This is a genomic window from Stenotrophomonas sp. YJH_SMC_53 (genome assembly GCF_059369995.1).
The window spans coordinates 202,111-218,690 of the sequence record NZ_JCAFTF010000003.1 but is presented as its reverse complement, the minus strand read 5'-3'; the positions used below and the strand labels follow the sequence as shown (position 1 = coordinate 218,690).

The 16,580-nt window shown below is 67.3% G+C and carries 14 protein-coding genes; 6 read left to right on the top strand and 8 right to left on the bottom strand.

The features are described 5' to 3' along the window. Window positions 1–9: 9 nt before the first annotated feature. The 4 genes from imuA to AC5P7X_RS06190 all read right to left on the bottom strand — a co-directional run bounded on the left by imuA (window position 10) and on the right by AC5P7X_RS06190 (window position 3,699). Window positions 10–624, bottom strand: coding sequence for a translesion DNA synthesis-associated protein ImuA (gene imuA, locus AC5P7X_RS06205; protein ID WP_053499642.1), 615 nt, complete (start codon window positions 622–624; stop codon window positions 10–12). A gap of 340 nt (window positions 625–964) precedes the next feature. Further along, window positions 965–1,969: a cyclase family protein gene (locus AC5P7X_RS06200; protein WP_070489998.1), complete on the bottom strand. Its 1,005-nt coding sequence runs from the start codon at window positions 1,967–1,969 to the stop codon at window positions 965–967. A gap of 36 nt (window positions 1,970–2,005) precedes the next feature. Further along, on the bottom strand, window positions 2,006–2,656 hold the full coding sequence (locus AC5P7X_RS06195; protein ID WP_053499638.1) for a DsbA family oxidoreductase: 651 nt from the start codon (window positions 2,654–2,656) through the stop codon (window positions 2,006–2,008). A 92-nt stretch (window positions 2,657–2,748) separates the two neighbouring features. After that, window positions 2,749–3,699 (bottom strand): LysR family transcriptional regulator, encoded by a 951-nt coding sequence (locus AC5P7X_RS06190; protein WP_218086323.1) that lies wholly within the window; start codon window positions 3,697–3,699, stop codon window positions 2,749–2,751. 128 nt (window positions 3,700–3,827) lie between these two features. Here AC5P7X_RS06190 and AC5P7X_RS06185 point away from each other — a divergent pair, with 128 nt between their 5' ends. Further along, a complete protein-coding gene (locus AC5P7X_RS06185) occupies window positions 3,828–4,718 on the top strand; it encodes a sterol desaturase family protein (protein ID WP_070489996.1) in 891 nt (296 codons plus the stop codon). A gap of 9 nt (window positions 4,719–4,727) precedes the next feature. On the opposite strand, the gene AC5P7X_RS06180 is transcribed toward AC5P7X_RS06185, so the two are convergent. Both AC5P7X_RS06180 and AC5P7X_RS06175 read right to left on the bottom strand, forming a co-directional pair. Continuing rightward, window positions 4,728–5,432 carry an AraC family transcriptional regulator gene (locus AC5P7X_RS06180; RefSeq protein ID WP_070489994.1) on the bottom strand — a complete coding sequence of 235 codons (705 nt, stop codon included), beginning with the start codon at window positions 5,430–5,432 and terminating at the stop codon, window positions 4,728–4,730. Window positions 5,433–5,739: 307 nt separating this feature from the next. Beyond that, complete coding sequence (locus AC5P7X_RS06175) at window positions 5,740–6,174, bottom strand: VOC family protein (protein ID WP_005417059.1); 435 nt, start codon at window positions 6,172–6,174, stop codon at window positions 5,740–5,742. A 337-nt stretch (window positions 6,175–6,511) separates the two neighbouring features. Here AC5P7X_RS06175 and AC5P7X_RS06170 point away from each other — a divergent pair, with 337 nt between their 5' ends. Then, on the top strand, window positions 6,512–9,307 hold the full coding sequence (locus AC5P7X_RS06170) for a beta-glucosidase family protein (RefSeq protein WP_495214624.1): 2,796 nt from the start codon (window positions 6,512–6,514) through the stop codon (window positions 9,305–9,307). 99 nt (window positions 9,308–9,406) lie between these two features. Here the strand turns inward: AC5P7X_RS06170 and AC5P7X_RS06165 are convergent, their stop codons facing one another. After that, window positions 9,407–10,303 (bottom strand): LysR family transcriptional regulator, encoded by an 897-nt coding sequence (locus AC5P7X_RS06165; RefSeq protein ID WP_070489903.1) that lies wholly within the window; start codon window positions 10,301–10,303, stop codon window positions 9,407–9,409. Window positions 10,304–10,408: 105 nt separating this feature from the next. Here AC5P7X_RS06165 and AC5P7X_RS06160 point away from each other — a divergent pair, with 105 nt between their 5' ends. The 3 genes from AC5P7X_RS06160 to AC5P7X_RS06150 all read left to right on the top strand — a co-directional run bounded on the left by AC5P7X_RS06160 (window position 10,409) and on the right by AC5P7X_RS06150 (window position 14,286). Continuing rightward, a complete protein-coding gene (locus AC5P7X_RS06160) occupies window positions 10,409–11,770 on the top strand; it encodes an MFS transporter (protein WP_495214623.1) in 1,362 nt (453 codons plus the stop codon). Then, entirely contained in the window at window positions 11,767–12,153 is a 387-nt protein-coding gene (locus AC5P7X_RS06155) for a DUF4440 domain-containing protein (protein ID WP_005417047.1), read from the top strand. Before AC5P7X_RS06160 ends, AC5P7X_RS06155 begins: the two co-directional genes overlap by 4 nt. A 222-nt stretch (window positions 12,154–12,375) precedes the next feature. Next, window positions 12,376–14,286 (top strand): CocE/NonD family hydrolase, encoded by a 1,911-nt coding sequence (locus tag AC5P7X_RS06150; protein WP_053499562.1) that lies wholly within the window; start codon window positions 12,376–12,378, stop codon window positions 14,284–14,286. 164 nt (window positions 14,287–14,450) lie between these two features. On the opposite strand, the gene AC5P7X_RS06145 is transcribed toward AC5P7X_RS06150, so the two are convergent. Further along, window positions 14,451–15,404 (bottom strand): helix-turn-helix transcriptional regulator, encoded by a 954-nt coding sequence (locus tag AC5P7X_RS06145; protein ID WP_053499560.1) that lies wholly within the window; start codon window positions 15,402–15,404, stop codon window positions 14,451–14,453. A 320-nt stretch (window positions 15,405–15,724) separates the two neighbouring features. Here AC5P7X_RS06145 and AC5P7X_RS06140 point away from each other — a divergent pair, with 320 nt between their 5' ends. After that, complete coding sequence (locus AC5P7X_RS06140) at window positions 15,725–16,483, top strand: SDR family NAD(P)-dependent oxidoreductase (RefSeq protein WP_053499559.1); 759 nt, start codon at window positions 15,725–15,727, stop codon at window positions 16,481–16,483. Window positions 16,484–16,580: the final 97 nt, after the last annotated feature.

Genomic DNA, 16,580 nt, shown 5'->3' with positions numbered 1-16,580 from the left:
GGCGCGTCCTCAGTGGGCGATGGCCAGCGGCAACGGTTGTGCCGGCGGCAGGCCGCCACGGCACTTCAGCACCCGCACCTGGCCGTGGTCGAGCTGCAGGCGCAGGCTGGCCGGGGAGGGATTGCGCGCGGCCTGCGCCTCGCGGAACACGAAGCCCAGGCACTGGCCGCTGTCGGCGGCCACCTGCAGGCGGCGCAGGGCGCGGTCGTCGGCTTGATGCGGCCAGCACAGTACCGCCGCGCAGGCCGCAGAGCGCAGGCACTGTTCGGCGGCCCACAGTGCCTGCTTCGGCGTGGCCTGGATGACCTGCAGCTGGGCCAGTTCCAGCCCGGCCGCTGCCCAGGCCGGAGCGTGCGGGCGATAGGGCGGAGCGACCAGCACGATCGGGCGGTCGCGCTGGCTCAGCCTGGCCAGTGCCGGCCAGACCAGCGCCAGTTCGCCAACGCCGGGCGCCGCCTGCAGTACCTCGCACAGCCCGCTGGCCGGCCAGCCGCCGCCGGGCAGGCGTGCATCCAGTGCCGGATGGCCGCTGGCCAGATGGTCGCTGGCGGGGCCCTGGCGGGCCGGGCCACGCCACAGCTGGCGCCCGTCCAGCAGCCGGTCGAGGGCGACGACGGCACCCATCAGTCAGCCCTCCAGGGGAGGCGCCGGGCGGGCTGGAAGCGGCAGGAACGGGCGGAAACGGCGGGCATGGCGCGAGTATCGACGGGCCGGTATCAGGGGCTGAGACCAGACATGCTACTCGCGTTGTGAGTAGAATTACTAATGAAATCGGAAGGCCGGGTTTCAGGTTGCTGAAGGGGGAAAGCATCCACGCATGGCGTGGATCTACTGGAGAGAGCCCCGGCAAATCCATGCCGCAGCCTGGTAGATCCACGCCATGCGTGGATAGCGGTAAAGCGCGGTGCCGACCAAGGTCGGCACCCACCCGGCATGGCCCGGCGCTACCCGGGGATGCCCCTGGTTACGGGCGGACCGGCAGCGCCACCGGGCGCAGCGGCGCGGCATCGCCGCCACGGATCTTCAGCGGGCCGCCGATGAAGGCGAATTCGTAGACCTTGTCGCGCGCCAGTTCGTCCAGCGCCACCAGCTCGATGATCGGCGCACCCTGCTGAGCCAGCAGGTAGGTGTGCAGCGGTACGTAATCGTCGGGCACCTCCGAGGGGAAGGTCTCGAAGCTGAGGTTGTCGGCACCGACGATCATCGCGCCGCCGTCCTCGACCAGGAAGCGTGCCGCGTCCAGGCCCATGCCCGGCGGGTTGGCCATGTAGGCCCTGGGCTGCTCGAACAGGCGCATGCGGCCGGTGCGGATCAGCACCACGTCACCCTGCTGCAGTTTCACCTTCTGGCGTGCCAGCGCATCCTTCAGGTCCTGGCGGGTGACGCGGTAGCTGTCCGGCAGCATGTCCACGCCCTTGGCGCCGGCCACGTCGATCAGCACGCCACGCGCGATCAGCGGCGGGAATTTCTCGATGCCGGTGACATTCCAGCCGCGGTCGCCGAGGTGCTTGTCGGCCTCGAAGCCGTTCCAGATCTTCCCGTGGATGCCGAAGTGGTTCAGCGCATCGATGTGGGTGCCGGTGTGGCTGTACATCGAGAACGCGGTGCCGGTGTAACTGCGGGTGAGGTTCATGGCCTCGCCCACGCCCATCGGATCGTCCATCACTGTGCCGCGCGGGGTGTGGGTCATCCAGAACTGGTAGTGCGGGTCGCCGGCATCCTGCCAGCTGGGCATGCCGACGTAGTATTCGGTGGCCAGGTCATAGGCCTTGCCGCCGCTGACCCGCGACAGGATCGCCGCACGCGAGGCTTCGGTGATCAGGTTGAGGCGGCCAATCTCGTCCTTCGGCCCCCACGGGCTGGTGCCGACCTGCTGGCCGGAGGGAACGCGTTCGTGCGCGGACACGGTGGACGCGGCGGTGGTGGCCAGCAGCAGGGCCAGCGCGGTGGACAGGGTACGTGGGGTCATGGGGAAATCTCCTTGCAGGGTGGGGGAGGGGGCGGCTCAGGCCGCGACCAGGGGCGCCAGGGCCTGGCGCAGGTGTGGGAGCGGCAGGGTCTGCAGGCGCAGGCCGTTGCCACCGATCACGGTGGGGATGGAGCGGATGCCGAGCGCGGCAGCTTCGGCGCGATCGGCCTGCACGCGCTGGCGCACCGCGTCGCTGCGCATGTGGTCAGCGAAGGCGCCACGTGGATGGCCCAGCGATTCGGCAATATCCAGCAGCACTTCGGCATCGCCGATGTTGCGGTGCTGATGCAGGTGCGCCCATTGCACCGCGTCGAACATCGCGCCATGGGCATCATTGCCACCGATCAGCCCTGCGGTCTGGCAGGCCAGTGCGCCGAGCCAGCCGGACGGATACTCGAAGTCCTGTGCGCGCATGCCTTCGATATCGATGCGCGCGATGTCTTCATGCGCGGCGCAGTCGGTCCAGTGGCGCAGGATGATCGCCTTGGCGCGCGCCATCGAGCCGAACACCTCGACCATCTGCGCGCGCGAGTCCTGCAGCACGAAGCTGCGGTGGCGCACCTGGATGCCGAGTTCGGCGGAGACCTGCTGCAGGCGCGGGGCCAGCACGAAGCACCAGCCGCAGACCACGTCGTGGAAGAAATCGACCACCGGCGCTGCGGTGGCGGGGGAAGGAACGGGAGACATCTGCCTGCCATCGGTGAGAGGAGAGGCGGCAGAGTAGGCAGCGCGGCGTGGCCGAAACAGCACGCTGCGGGCAGCTCAGTTTTCGCTGGCGGTTACGAATCCAGGCCGGCGCAGCCGGGCAGCTCGGCGTGCAGGAAGTCGATGAAGGCACGCACCTTGGGCTGCAGGTGGCGCGAGGTGGGGTAGACCGCATGCACGAAGCGCGGCGGATAGCGGTGGTCGGGCAGCACCTGCTGCAGTTCGCCCCGCGCCAATGCCGGCGCGGCCAGGAACGAAGGCAGGGCGCCGATGCCCATGCCCGCCACCAGCAGGTCACGCAGCAGCAGGCTGTTGTTGACGGTCACGCGTGCCGGAAGGGTGATCGTCACCTGGCCATCCGGGCCGAGCAGCGGCCAACTGCCCGGTGAGTCGGACAGGCTGTAGGCCAGCACGCTATGGGCCTGCAGATCCCCTACTGCCTGCGGTGCCGGATGCTGCCGCAGGTAGGACGGCGCCGCGCACAGCACCTGCTGCAGCGAGGCCAGCCGGCGTGCCACCAAGCGTGAATCATCCAGCTCGGCACGCAGTCGTAGCGACACATCGAAACCTTCGCCGACCGCGTCGAGCAGGCGATCTTCCATCACCAGATCCAGCGACAGCTGCGGATGCTGCTGCAGGAAGCGGGGCAGCAGCGGCGACAGCGTGCTCAGCGCGAACGACTGCGGCACATTGATGCGCAGGCGCCCGGTCACCTCGCCACGCTGCTCGGCGATGCCACGTTCCAATGCGTCCAGTTCGTCGAGCAGGCGGCAGCATTCACGGTAATAGGCGTGGCCGGTCTCGGTCAGGCTCATGCGCCGCGTGGTCCGCTGCAGCAGTACCACACCCAGATGCGCTTCCAGCGTGCGCAGCTGTTTGCTGAGCCCAGCGGGCGACATGCCCAGGTCTTCGGCAGCGCGGGCCAGCCCGCCGCGTTCGACGATGCGGCGGAAGGCGCGCATCAGGTTGAAGGAATCCATGCCGGTCCCGGGCGCGATGAGGGCGCCATTGTAGATCCACGCCATGCGTGGATGCAGGAAACGCGGTGCCGACCAGGGCGACCTCTCTGCGGGGGCGCGGGTTGCGCCGTTTGTTCAAGCCGGCAACCCGCACGTGGCGCCAGCATGCAGGCCCCTCATTTCCCGGGTTGCCCATGAAGCACTGGATCCTGCGCCTGTATGCCCCGTTGTTCCTGCTGGGGTTCGTTGCCCCTGCCGTCGTCTGGGTCGGCCACTGCCATGGCGATCCGTTGTGGCTGCTGGCCCTGCTGGCGATCGCCATTGCGGTTTCGTTCGTCGCCGAGCGCGCCTGGCCGTATGACCCTGCGTTCAACCGCGACCACGGCGACCGTGTGCGTGATGCCCTGCACGCGCTGGTCAACGAAGGCCTGAACCTGTTGTCGATCGCGGCGGTGCCGCTGCTGGCGGCGATCATTCCGTGGCAGGTCTGGCCGCTGCAGTGGCCGTTCGCGCTGCAGGTACTGGTGGCGATCATCGCTGCCGATCTCGGCGTCACCCTGGTGCACTACGCAAGCCATCGCATCGGCTGGTTGTGGCGCCTGCATGCGGTGCATCACAGCGTGGCCCGCATGTACGGTTTCAACGGGCTGATGAAACACCCGCTGCACCAGGCGGCCGAAGCGGTGGGCGGCGTGCTGCCATTGTTGGTGCTGGGCCTGCCGATGCCGGTAGCTGCGGTGCTGGCGTTTGCCATCGCCATCCAGCTGCTGCTGCAGCACTCCAACGTGGACATGCGCCCGGGTGTGCTGGGCCGGGTGATGGCGTGGGCACCGCTGCATCGCTTCCATCACATACGTTACGGCACCGCCGGCGACGTCAACTTCGGCCTGTTCCTGACCGTCTGGGATCACCTGCTGGGGACCGCCTTCGATGCGCCGGGCTATCGACTGCAGCAACGCGACCTCGGCATCGGCAGCCAACCGGACTATCCACGCGATTACGCGGGGCAGCTGCTGGCGCCGTTTCGTGAACTGCCGCATGGCGAGGTGCCGGAGCTGCCTGCAGGCCTGCGCAGGCGCGAATGATCGAAGATGTCAGGCCGCGTGCAGCTGCAGGCCCTGCAGTTGCGCGGCACCGATGCCGAACATGCGGCGCAGGCTGCGTGACAGATGGGCCAGGTCGGCGAAGCCGGCGGCATGCGCACTGTCGGTCAGGTTGTGCCCGCGCAGATGATGCATGAGCGCGCGGCGCAGCCGCTGCCACAGCACCCAGCCGCGCAGGGTCACTGCCAGGTCGGACTGGAAACGCCGGTGCAGCTGGCTGGTTGACAGGTGCGCGGCTTCGGCGATGTCGGCAGCCGGCACCGGGCCGGGCAGGTACTGGGCGATACGGGCCAACGCCGCCTGCACGCGGCGGTCCAGCGGTTGCGGGCGGCTCAGCCGTGGCAACCAATCGCGCAGCTCCAGCGCGTTGCCCGGCAGCGCGTGCAGATGCTGCTGGATCTGGGTGGGATCGGCGTGGGCCGGCTCAAGGAACACCGTGCAGCCTGCTTCCGGTGCCGACAGGATCGCGTGCGGCTGGAACGAAGGCAGCCATAGCCGCTGGCCCTGCTGCTGTACGCCATCGATCTCGACGTGCCAGGGCGTACCGTCGCTCAGCAGCAATTGATGGGCGTAGTGCGCATGCAAAGCGCTGTCACCAGCATGGCCGTGCAGCACGGCGGCGTGCGCATCCAGCAGCAACGTGCCGTTCCAGGGCAGGGCGGGGGAGGACATGGAGGGATTGTAGATCCACGCCATGCGTGGATGAATCTCCATCGAAATCGAATATTTCGAGAGTTGAACGAAGAGCAGCCGAGCATGGGCTCGGCTCTACAGCAGGCCGTGCGGGGAATTGTCGAAGGCGGGGTGGGTCCGTTTGCGGGGGTGTCCGCGGCAGGGATGCCGCGGCCAAGGCCCCATGGATGGGTTTACGGCGTCCCCCGCCAACGGGCCCACCCCGCCACCCCACAGGAGCCCAGCTTTTGCTTCTGCTGTTGCTTCTGAGGTTGCCGGCCAGCGGCCGGCACTACCGCGGGGGCCGGGCGCAGCCTGGCCGTGCGTCACCTCACCGCCCCTGCGGATCCGGCCGGTGATGCACGTACTCGACCACCGTGCCATCGGGATGTACCGCATTGAACGCCGCCCCGGTCGGGACCACCTGCAACGGGAAGATGATCTCGGCGCCGGCGGCAACCAGTTTGTCGTGATAAGGCCGAACGTCATCGACCAGCAGTGTCCCCGTGGTCGAGGTGAACGGCGCCAGCGCCGCCTCGCTGCCCTCGATCAACAGGAACGCACCGACCATGGCCAGGCGCAGACCGGCCTCCGGAAACGGAAAGCCCGCATCGGCCACCACGCCCTGCAGCTGCTCGTAGAAGGACACGCTGCGTTCCAGCTCACCGGGGGCCACGAACACCCGGATCAGCACGCGCGGTGCGCGCTGGCTGGACGTATCGCAGCGGTCGCGCCAGAGATGGTCGAAGTCGCGGTGGACGGTCATGGGCTCGGTTCGTGGCCAGGGATCTCCATTATCGGCAGCCCCGCGCGGCGCGCTGATGACCGCCGGTGATGGCCTGATAACTACAGGCTGGATCGCCCCTGTGACTTAGGTCCTGTTGACAGGTGTGAACGCCCTCGCACAATCTTCACAGGATTGGGTCGCCCTGCGCGGCCCGGGCAGGCAGGTTGTCACGGCGGGAGGAGGGTCCCGCGCGCAGACCGGCCCGTCCTTCGGCCTGCGGGAGGTTGCCTGGCAACCCCTGCGCGGCATGAACGCTGCACCCTTCGGCGGCACTTTCCCTGGACCGATTGCCTTGGCAACGGAATTACGCCTGTCGATGAAAACGTTTACAAAGCAGCTTGTACTGCCCCTGGCCCTGTCCGCTGCACTGGCCGCTCCGGCCTGGGCCGACCCTGCCGCGTTCACCGTGCTGACCCTGGAACAGGCCCCGACCGCCGAGGCGATGCCGGCCCTGGCCGCCCAGCTGAAGACCCTGCAGGTGGACGCGGTGAGCGTGCGCCAGGTGCAGCGCGGCATCGGCCAGGTCGATCCGCTGCAGGTGCTGGCCGACGGACTGGGTTACAAATACCGCTTCATTGCTGCGGGCAGGGATGATGGCCAGACCCAGCGCGGCCAGGCCGTACTGACCCGGCTGCCGATCGCCGCTGAATCCGGCCCGGACCAGCCGGGCCTGAACTACCTGCGCCTGGACGATGGCCGCCACACGGTGGCGGTCTATACCGATGCCGGTGCAGGTGCCGCGCAGCTGCCAGCGCTGGTCACCCGTTCGCGGCTGGGTGCACCGGCGGTGCTGCTCGGCGCGGTGGCCGGTGAATCGGCCAAGGCCGCCGGCTTCGATCCGGCGCGTGTGGCGCTGGAAGCCGATGCCAGCTATTTCAGCGATGGTTTCCAGGCCGCCAGCAGCGCGCCGTTCAAGGTGGAAGGCAGCGCCTTGCGCGCCACCCTGCTGACACTGGCCTATGCCGCCGACACGCATGGCGACAGGCCGTGGATGGACACCACCCTCAACGCCGATGCGCGCGCCGAGCTGCTGCTGAAGGCGATGACCGAGGATGAGAAGTTCCAGATGCTGCACAGCTACTTCGGGCTGGGCAAGGATGGTGGCCCACTGCCGGAAGGCGCGGTCGGTTCGGCCGGTTTCGTGCCGGGCGTGGCGCGGCTGGGCATTCCGTCGCAGCAGTCGGCCGATGCCGGCGTCGGCGTGACCAATCCGGGCGGCATCCGCCCGGGTGATTTCGCCACGGCGATGCCATCGGGCCCATCCACCGCGTCCAGCTGGAACCGCGAAGTGGCTTTCGCCGGTGGCGCGACCATGGGCCGCGAGGCGTGGCAGCAGCGCTTCAACATCCTGCTGTCGGGCAGCGTCAACCTGCAGCGCGATCCACGCAACGGCCGCAACTTCGAATATGCCGGTGAGGACCCGCTGCTGGCCGGTTCGATGGTCGGCGCGCTGATCCAGGGCGTGCAGAGCCAGCACGTGATCTCCTCGATGAAGCACTTCGCGCTGAACGACATGGAGACCCGGCGCAACTTCCACGACGTGCGCATCGGCGAACAGGCCATGCACGAGTCGGACCTGCTGGCGTTCGAGATTGCGCTGGAGGCTGGCCGCCCGGGCGTGGCGATGTGCTCGTACAACAAGATCAACGGCACCTACGGCTGCGAGAACGGCTACCTGATGAACCAGGTGCTGAAGCAGGAATGGAAGTTCCCCGGTTTCGTGATGTCCGACTGGGGCGGCGTGCACAGCGGTTCGAAGGCGGCGCTGGCCGGCCTGGACCAGCAGTCGGCCGGTGAAGTGTTCGATGCGGCGGTGTTCTTCGACGAACCGCTGCGTCTGGCCGTGCATGGCGGCGTGGTGCCGCAGGCGCGCCTGAATGACATGGTCACGCGCATCCTGCGCACGATGTTCCTGCACGGCAACTTCGACAACCCGCCGCAGCACCAGAAGGTGGATGCCGAGGCCGGCTTTGCCGTGGCCCAGCGCACGGTGGAAGAGGGTAGCGTGCTGCTGCGCAATGAAGGCAACCTGCTGCCGCTGGCCGACAGCGTGAAGCGCATTGTCATCATCGGTGGCCACGCCGACAAGGGCGTGATCGGTGGCGGTGGTTCCTCGATGGTGGGCGTGACCGCCAAGGGCACCAACGCGGTGCCGGGCGTGCTGCCGACCACCTGGCCGGGCCCGGTGATCTTCCACCCGTCCTCGCCGCTGGAATCGCTGCGTGCGGCGCGCCCTGACGCAACCATCGAGTATGTGGACGGGACCAATGCCGCCGCTGCGGCCAGGGCCGCCGCGCAGGCCGATGTGGCCATTGTGTTTGCCACGCAGTGGGCCGCCGAATCGGTGGACCTGCCGGACATGCAGCTGCCGGACAACCAGGACGCACTGATCTCGGCGGTGGCCGCGGCAAACCCGAAGACCGTGCTGGTGCTGGAAACCAACGGCCCGGTGCGCACCCCTTGGCTGGCGCAGGTGCCAGCGATGCTGCAGGCCTGGTACCCGGGCATCCGCGGCGGCGAAGGCATCGCCGCGCTGCTGACCGGTCAGGTCAATCCGTCGGGCCGCCTGCCGGTGACCTGGGTGACGGACGAATCGCAGCTGCCGCGCCCGCATATCGATGGCCTCGGCTTCAAGCCGGCCAAGCCGTTCGGTGATGTGTTCGATTTCGATATCGAAGGCGCCAACGTCGGCTACAAGTGGATGGCGGTCAAGGGCCTGACCCCGACCTTCGCCTTTGGTCATGGCCTGTCCTACACCTCGTTCGCCTATGACAACCTGAAGGTGAGCGTGGAAGGCTCGCGCCTGGTCGCCAGCGTCGATATCCGCAATACCGGCAAGCGCGCCGGCGCCGATGTGGCCCAGCTGTACCTGAAGCTGCCGGCAGGCAGCACCACGCCGATCCGCCTGATCGGCTACGACAAGGTGAACCTGCAGCCGGGCGAACAGCGCCGCATCCGCATCGAAGCCGAGCCGAAGACCCTGGCCCACTACGATGCACTGGCGCGCCAGTGGAAGATCGACGGTGGCACCTACCAGGTGCAGCTGGCGCGCAATGCCGCCGAGCCGCTGCAGACCGTGGACGTGCAGCTGGTGGAGCAGGTGCTGCGCTGATGCCTGACGACACGGCCCGCACAGGGCCGTGTCTGAAAAAGGGGACGGAGGGGATTAAGTCGTTTATGCATAAACGACTTAATCCCCTCCGTCCCCTTTTTATGTGGCGAACCGGTCGCGCAGGAAATCAATCAGCTGCCGTACCTTCGGTGAGGGCTGCGTGCTGTGCGGATAGACCGCGTAGACACTCTGCTGCGGGAAGCGGTGCTGGCGCAGCACCGGGCGCAGCCGGTCCTGGGCCAGGTCGTCCTCGATCAGCCAGCGTGGCAGCACGGTGACCCCGGCGCCGGCCAGGGCGAACGCGCGCAGGCTGCTGGCACCATCCACGCGTACCACCGCGTTGCCCGGGTTGGTGGCAAACAGGGCGCCGCTGCCATCAGGCGCGATCACCGGCACATCGGCCAGGCGCGGATAGCCCAGGCGGGGCAGGGTGCCCAGCTGTGCCGGCTCATCGGCAGCCTCGGCAGAGGGCAGGCGCGCCAGCAGCGAGGGAGCGGCCACCGCGCACAGAGGGTGGCGCTCCAGTTCACTGGCGTGAAGGCCCGAATCCGGCAGGCGGCCGAGGCGGATCGCCAGGTCGAAGCGTTCGGGAATGAGGTCCGCTGGCGCTGGAGAAGTTGAAAGGTGCAGCTGCAGGGCCGGGTGCTGCGCGCGGAACGCCTCCAACGCGGGAATCAGGCGTAGCTGGGCGTACTCCGGTGTGGTGGTCAGGCGCAGCACGCCCTGCAGCTGGTGCTGGTCGCGGCGCGCGGCATCGATCGCCGCCTGCGCAGCATCCAGTGCCTGCACGCAATGTTGCAGGAACTGCTCGCCGGCCTCGGTCAGGGACAGGTGGCGGGTACTGCGCAACAGCAGGGTCACGCCCAGCTCCTGCTCCAGCCGCTTCAGGTTGAAGCTGACCACCGCGCGGCTGAGGCCGAGCCGATCGGCCGCAGCGGTCAGGCTGCCGGCTTCGACCACGGCACGGAAGATATCGAAGCGATCAAGGCTGACCATGGCGATCCATTGTCAAAACAGATTTGACAGTGTTGCAGCTGCCGTCGTGTTTTTCCAATGGGGTCCGGACGGCATGCTGGCTGCTTCCTCGCTGGAACGCCGCCGATGCCGTCCCCCCGCCTGCGCCATGAGGCGATCTTCCTGCTGGTATTCGCCCTGGATCTGGTCAACATGTTCATCGCGACGGTGGCCTATCCGGCATTGGCAGTGGAGCTGCACGCCGACGTCAGCACCCTGGCCTGGGTCGGCACAGCGTACATGCTGGGCCTGAGCGTGGTGATTCCGCTGGCGCCGTGGCTGGCCGCGCGCTGTGGCGAGCGTCGCTTGCTGCTGGTGGCGTTGCTGTTGTTCGCGGTTGCCGCTGCGCTGGCAGGTTCCGCATCGGGGATCGGCTGGCTGCTGGGATGGCGCCTGCTGCAGGGGTTGGCCGGCGGTCTACTGATTCCCGTGGCGCAAGCCGCGGCGTACCGGCAATGCACGGCCGGGCAACGTGGCGCGCTGACCCGTCGCATCCTGCTGGTGGCGCTTCTGGTGCCGGCCCTGGCACCGGCACTGGGCGGGCTGCTGGTGCAGTGGCTGTCCTGGCGCGGCGTGCTCTGGGCCAGCCTGCCATTGGCGGTGGTGGCCATCGGTCTGGTGCTGGCCTGGACGCCGGCCGACTGCGCGCGCAGTGCGCCGCGCCTGCAGGCCTATGCCCTGTCCACCGCGATGCTGGCGCTGGGCGCGCTGCTGCTGGCGCTGACCTGGCTGGGCGAATCGGGACATCGCGGTGCAGGTGCCGTGTTGCTGCTGGCCGCGCTGTTGCTGGCGGCGACGCACCTGCGGCATGCACGTCGGCAGGCGCAGCCACTGCTGCGCTGGTCGTTGCTGTCCCATCGCGGGCTGCGGCTGGCGATGCTGGTGTATCTCGCCGTACCCGGTGTGTTCATCGGCAGCCAACTGGTCAGTACCCTGCAATTGCACCACGCCGGTTACAGCGCGGCACGCATCGGCGCGCTGATGCTGCCCTGGGCGCTGGCTGCGGCCATCGCGATCATGGCCAGCAAGCGCCTGCTGGCTCGCTTCGGTCCGGCCGCGGTACTGCGCGCCGGCATGCTCCTGCAGGCCAGCGGCCTGTTGTTGATGGCGCTGCTGCCGCAGCCGGCCTTCGTGCTGGCCGGATTGTTGTTCGCGCTGATGGGCGCCGGCGGCAGCCTGTGCAGCAGCACCGCGCAGACGCTGGCCTTCCATGGCGTGGAAGGTGAGGCGTTGGGCGATGCCAGTGCACTCTGGAACCTCAACCGCCAGCTCAGCTTCTGCCTCGGCACCGCCGCCATCGCACTGCTGCTGGCATTGGCCATGCAATGGCTGCCGGCACGCGCCACCAGCGTGGCGCTGGGCTTGGCCGCTGCAATGACGCTGCTGCCGATGGCGCTGCTGCGCCGTTCGCAATCGATCTCTCTTTCCCAACCCGAGACAATGCAATGACGATGACCGCAGAGAACGAGTTCCATGATCTGATCGCCAAGCTGCAGGCCTGGTTCCGTGCGGAAGCAGCCGCCAGTACGCTGGATGCGCTGATGGATCATTTCTGCACCGACTTCAGCATGGTCGGTATTGCTGGGCAGCGCCTGGACCGCGAAGCACTGGCCGGCATGTTCGCTGGCGGCCACGGTGCCCGCCCGGGCCTGTGTATCGAAATCGATGCCCTGCAGTTCATTGCGGTGCCGGCACCGTTGGCAATGCTGCGCTACCGTGAAGGGCAGGGCGTTGCTGAAGGTGGGATGGCCTGGCGTGAAGCACTGGCCGTGCTGCGGCAGGAAGACGGCCGTTGGCGTTGGCTGGCGTTGCATGAAGTAACGGCAGCCTGATCGGGTAGTGCCGGCCGCTGGCCGGCAACTTCATGATCCTGGGGCGCGTTACGCGGTTGCCGGCCAGCGGCCGGCACTACCTTTCGCCGACGAGCGCAGCGGCACCGCAGGCACATGTGCCATCAGTCCTGCCTGCATCGACCGCAGAATGCAAAGCCTGCACACACTTCACGGCGCCAGGCAGGAGTAGGCTTGGGGCTTTCCTGCCGGGAGGGGTTGTCCATGCGTGTGCGTGCCGTCGCTGTAGCCATTGCCCTTTGCCTGTCCAGCACCGTGCTGGCCGCCGATACCCCGCCGATGACCCCGGATATCAGCGGCAAGCCGTTCGTTGCCCCCGATGTCGGTCGCGACTACGACAAGCGCGTGGTGATGGTGCCGATGCGTGATGGCACCAGGCTGTATACGGTGATCGTGGTGCCCAAGGGCGCCCACAATGCGCCGATCCTGCTGACCCGGACTCCCTATGATGCTGCCGGTCGCGCCAGCCGCAGTGATTCGCCGCGCATGCGCGACCTGTTGCCGCAGGGTGACGAGGTGTTTGTCGACGGCGGCTACATCCGCGTGTTCCAGGATATCCGCGGCAAGTATGGTTCCGAGGGTGATTACGTGATGACCCGGCCGCTGCGCGGGCCGTTGAACAACACCAAAGTCGACCATTCCACCGACGCCTGGGACACCATCGACTGGCTGGTGAAGAACGTACCGGAGAGCAATGGCAAGGTCGGCATGCTCGGCTCGTCGTACGAGGGCTTCACCGTGGTGATGGCGCTGACCGACCCGCACCCGGCACTGAAGGTGGCCGCACCACAGAGCCCGATGGTCGATGGCTGGATGGGCGACGACTGGCTCAACTACGGTGCGTTCCGCCAGGTCAACTTCAACTACTTCGCCATGCAGACCGAGAAGCGCGGCAAGGGTACGCCGCTGCCCAGCCTCGGCTACGACGACTACAGCACCTTCCTGCGCATCGGTTCGGCCGGTGACTATGCGCGCTTCACCGGCGTGGACCAGCTGACCTGGTGGAAGAAGCTGGTCGAGCATCCGGCCTATGACGGCTTCTGGCAGGGCCAGGCGCTGGACGCGGTGATGGCAAAGACACCGCTGAAGGTGCCGACCATGTGGCTGCAGGGCCTGTGGGACCAGGAGGACATGTGGGGTGCCAACCACGCCTATCAGGCGATGGAAGGACGCGATAGCGGCAACAACCGCAATTACCTGGTGATGGGCCCGTGGCGACACAGCCAAGTGAACTACAGCGGCAGCGAACTGGGTGCGCTGAAGTTCGACGGCGATACCGCGCTGCAGTTCCGCCGCGACGTGCTCAAGCCCTTCTTCGACCAGTACCTGGTGGATGGCGCGCCGAAGGCCGATACGCCACCGGTGCTGATCTACAACACCGGCGAAAACCACTGGGACCGCTTGAAGGGTTGGCCGCGCAGCTGCGACAAGGGGTGTGCCGCCAGCAGCAAGCCGCTGTATCTGCGCGCCGGCGGCAAGCTGGCGTTCCAGGCACCGGCGGCGGGCGAGGGCGACTTCGAGGAATACGTGTCCGACCCGGCCAAGCCGGTGCCGTTCGTGCCGCGCCCGGTCCGCTTCGGTGACCGCGACATGTGGACCACCTGGCTGGTCAAGGACCAGCGCTTTGTCGATGGTCGTCCGGATGTGCTGACCTTCATCACCGAACCGCTGACCGCGCCGTTGCGCATCGGCGGCGCGCCGGTGGTGCACCTGCAGGCCTCGACCAGCGGCACCGACAGCGACTGGGTGGTGAAGCTGATCGACGTGTATCCGGACCAGGAAGCGTCGACGCCGGAAATGGGGGGCTATGAGTTGCCGGTGTCGCTGGCGATCTTCCGTGGCCGCTACCGCGAGAGCTTCAGCGATCCGAAGCCGCTGGCCGCCAACCAGGTGCTGCCGTACCGTTTCGACCTGCCCAACGCCAACCACACGTTCCAGAAGGGCCACCGGGTGATGGTGCAGGTGCAGTCCAGCCTGTTCCCGTTGTACGACCGCAACCCGCAGACCTACGTGCCGAACATCTACCTGGCCAAGCCGGGCGATTACCAGAAGGCCACGCAGCGCGTGTGGCACAGCGCGGCGCAGGCCAGCTACATCGATCTGCCGGTGTATTGAGGCCCGCAGGGTGACGCCGGGCCGTGCCTGGTAGCACGTGGTAGTGCCGGCCGCTGGCCGGCATCGGCGATGGCGCAGGAGCGTGTCGACCAAGGTCGACACCTACCAAAGCTGGGCCATGGCATGCCGATCGACCAAGGTCGACACCTACCGGGCAGAGGCTTTCAGCCGACCTTCGAGGGACCCGTACGCCAGCGGCTGGGGACCAGGCCGAAGCGCTTGCGGAACGCGGCGGCGAAGTTGCTGGGGTGGCGGTAGCCGCTGGCGGCGGCAGCCTGCTCGACGGTCCATCCGTTTTCGCGCAGGCCCTGTTCGGCATGGCGCATGCGCTGCTCATGCAGGTAGTCGAACACCGAGCTTCCATATTGCTGGGCAAAATGGCGGCGCAAGGAGCTGGGGCTCATGCAGGCCAGCTGGGCCAGTTCGATCAGGCTGTGGGCATGGCTGGGGTCGTCATGCAGATAGCTGCGCACTCGCTCCAGCCGCTCGCGCTGGCCGGCGCGCAGCGTGCGTATATGCTCGGTCTGCATATCCTCGGCCTGCAGGCCGACGGCCAACACCTGCAGGGCCACGCCTTCGCGCCACAGCGCATCGATGTCGTCCTGCCAGGGGCTGTCGAACAATTGGGCGAGCGTCGGCAGCAAGGCATGCGGAATGGCCCAGTGGCGGCACTGCAGAGGGGAATGAAGGACCCGTTGCAGTGCCGGCAGGCGCAGCATGTCCACGTCCAGATCGGCCGGTACGCTCAAGCTGACCCCACGCAGGTGGCTGCCACCGGGATGCAGCCCGGCCATCGACACAGGTTCATGGTGGCTGGTGGTCATGCCTGTGCCGGCGCGCAGGGTGAACCCCTTGCGACGAGGAAACTGGACATCCACTTCGCCCTGAAGCATCAGGCGGATGGTCAGGCCGGCACCGTGCACAGCGGTGGCCGTGTAGGTGAACCGGTTGTGCACGTCCGAGGCGATCAGGCCCAGGCCACCGCGCAGTGACTGTTCGTGGACGTCGCCACGCCCTGCCCATTGGTCGTCGCGCAGTTCACTCCCTTCGATCCGGTAGTCGTAGCCATGGCGTTCGCCGAACTGGCGGTAATCAGCAAAAGTGAAATATCGGGACATCGCTCTGCGCAAACACAGGTTGAATTGAATGTGTCGAAGAATCTGGAAGCGTTTCCCATTGTCGCCGCGATTCGCGCGCTTTTGACTTCGATAAGGTCAAAACGATTGGCGATTACGGCCAAAGTGAAAATGCCGAAGAACATACGCCGGCGTTTTGCACGCATATCCGTACGTAGTTCCATACATAAACTTCAGTTGAGGTTTCATGGCTGGAACGATCTGGAGATGCGATGTCAGCCCGACCATCACGGGCGTGCGCGTAGGGTGGGTGGGTTGGCTGTTGCAGGCCACTTTGATACCCCCACCGATGGAGAATGGAGATGATTGATTACCAGTTGACCGGCAAGACCGCGATCGTGACCGGCGGCGTGTCGGGCATCGGCCTGGCCGTGGCCCAGACACTGGCCACATCCGGTGCCCGTATCTCGGTCTGGGACCTGAAGCAGGATGCGGTGGATGCCACCGTGGCGCAGTTGCGCGATTCGGGTGCACAGGCCATCGGCATCGCGCTGGACGTCACCGACGAGGCGGCGGTGGAGGCAGCGGTGCAGCGCACGATCAAGGAACTCGACGGCCTGCACGTTGCGGTCAACAACGCCGGCATCAGCGGGCCGGCGGCCAGCAGCGGCGACTATCCGATTGATGGCTGGCAGCGCGTGATCGATGTCAACCTCACCAGCGTGTTCCTGTGCCAGCGTGCGCAGATCCAGGCCATGCGCGCTGCAGGCACGGGCGGCAGCATCATCAACATGGCCTCGATCCTGGGCCAGGTGGGCTATGCCGGCTCCACCGCGTATGTGGCGGCCAAGCACGGCGTGGTCGGGCTGACCCAGACCGCAGCGTGGGAACATGCGGCTGACGGCATCCGTGTCAACGCGGTGGGTCCGGGCTTCATCAGCACGCCACTGCTGGAGAAGATGGACCCGAAGGTGCGCGCCACGCTGGAAGGGCGGCACGCGTTGAAGCGGCTGGGTACGCCGCAGGAAGTGGCCGCGTTGGTAGCCTGGCTGGCCAGCGACGATGCCTCGTTCGCGACCGGCACGTACTACGCCATCGATGGTGGCTACCTCGCGCAGTGATGCGCTGAACGCGGGTTGCGGCGTCGCCGGGCATCGCCCGGCGCTACTGGGTGAACGCACTGTGGGGGGGTCTTCACCTCTGTGCCACGCATGCCAC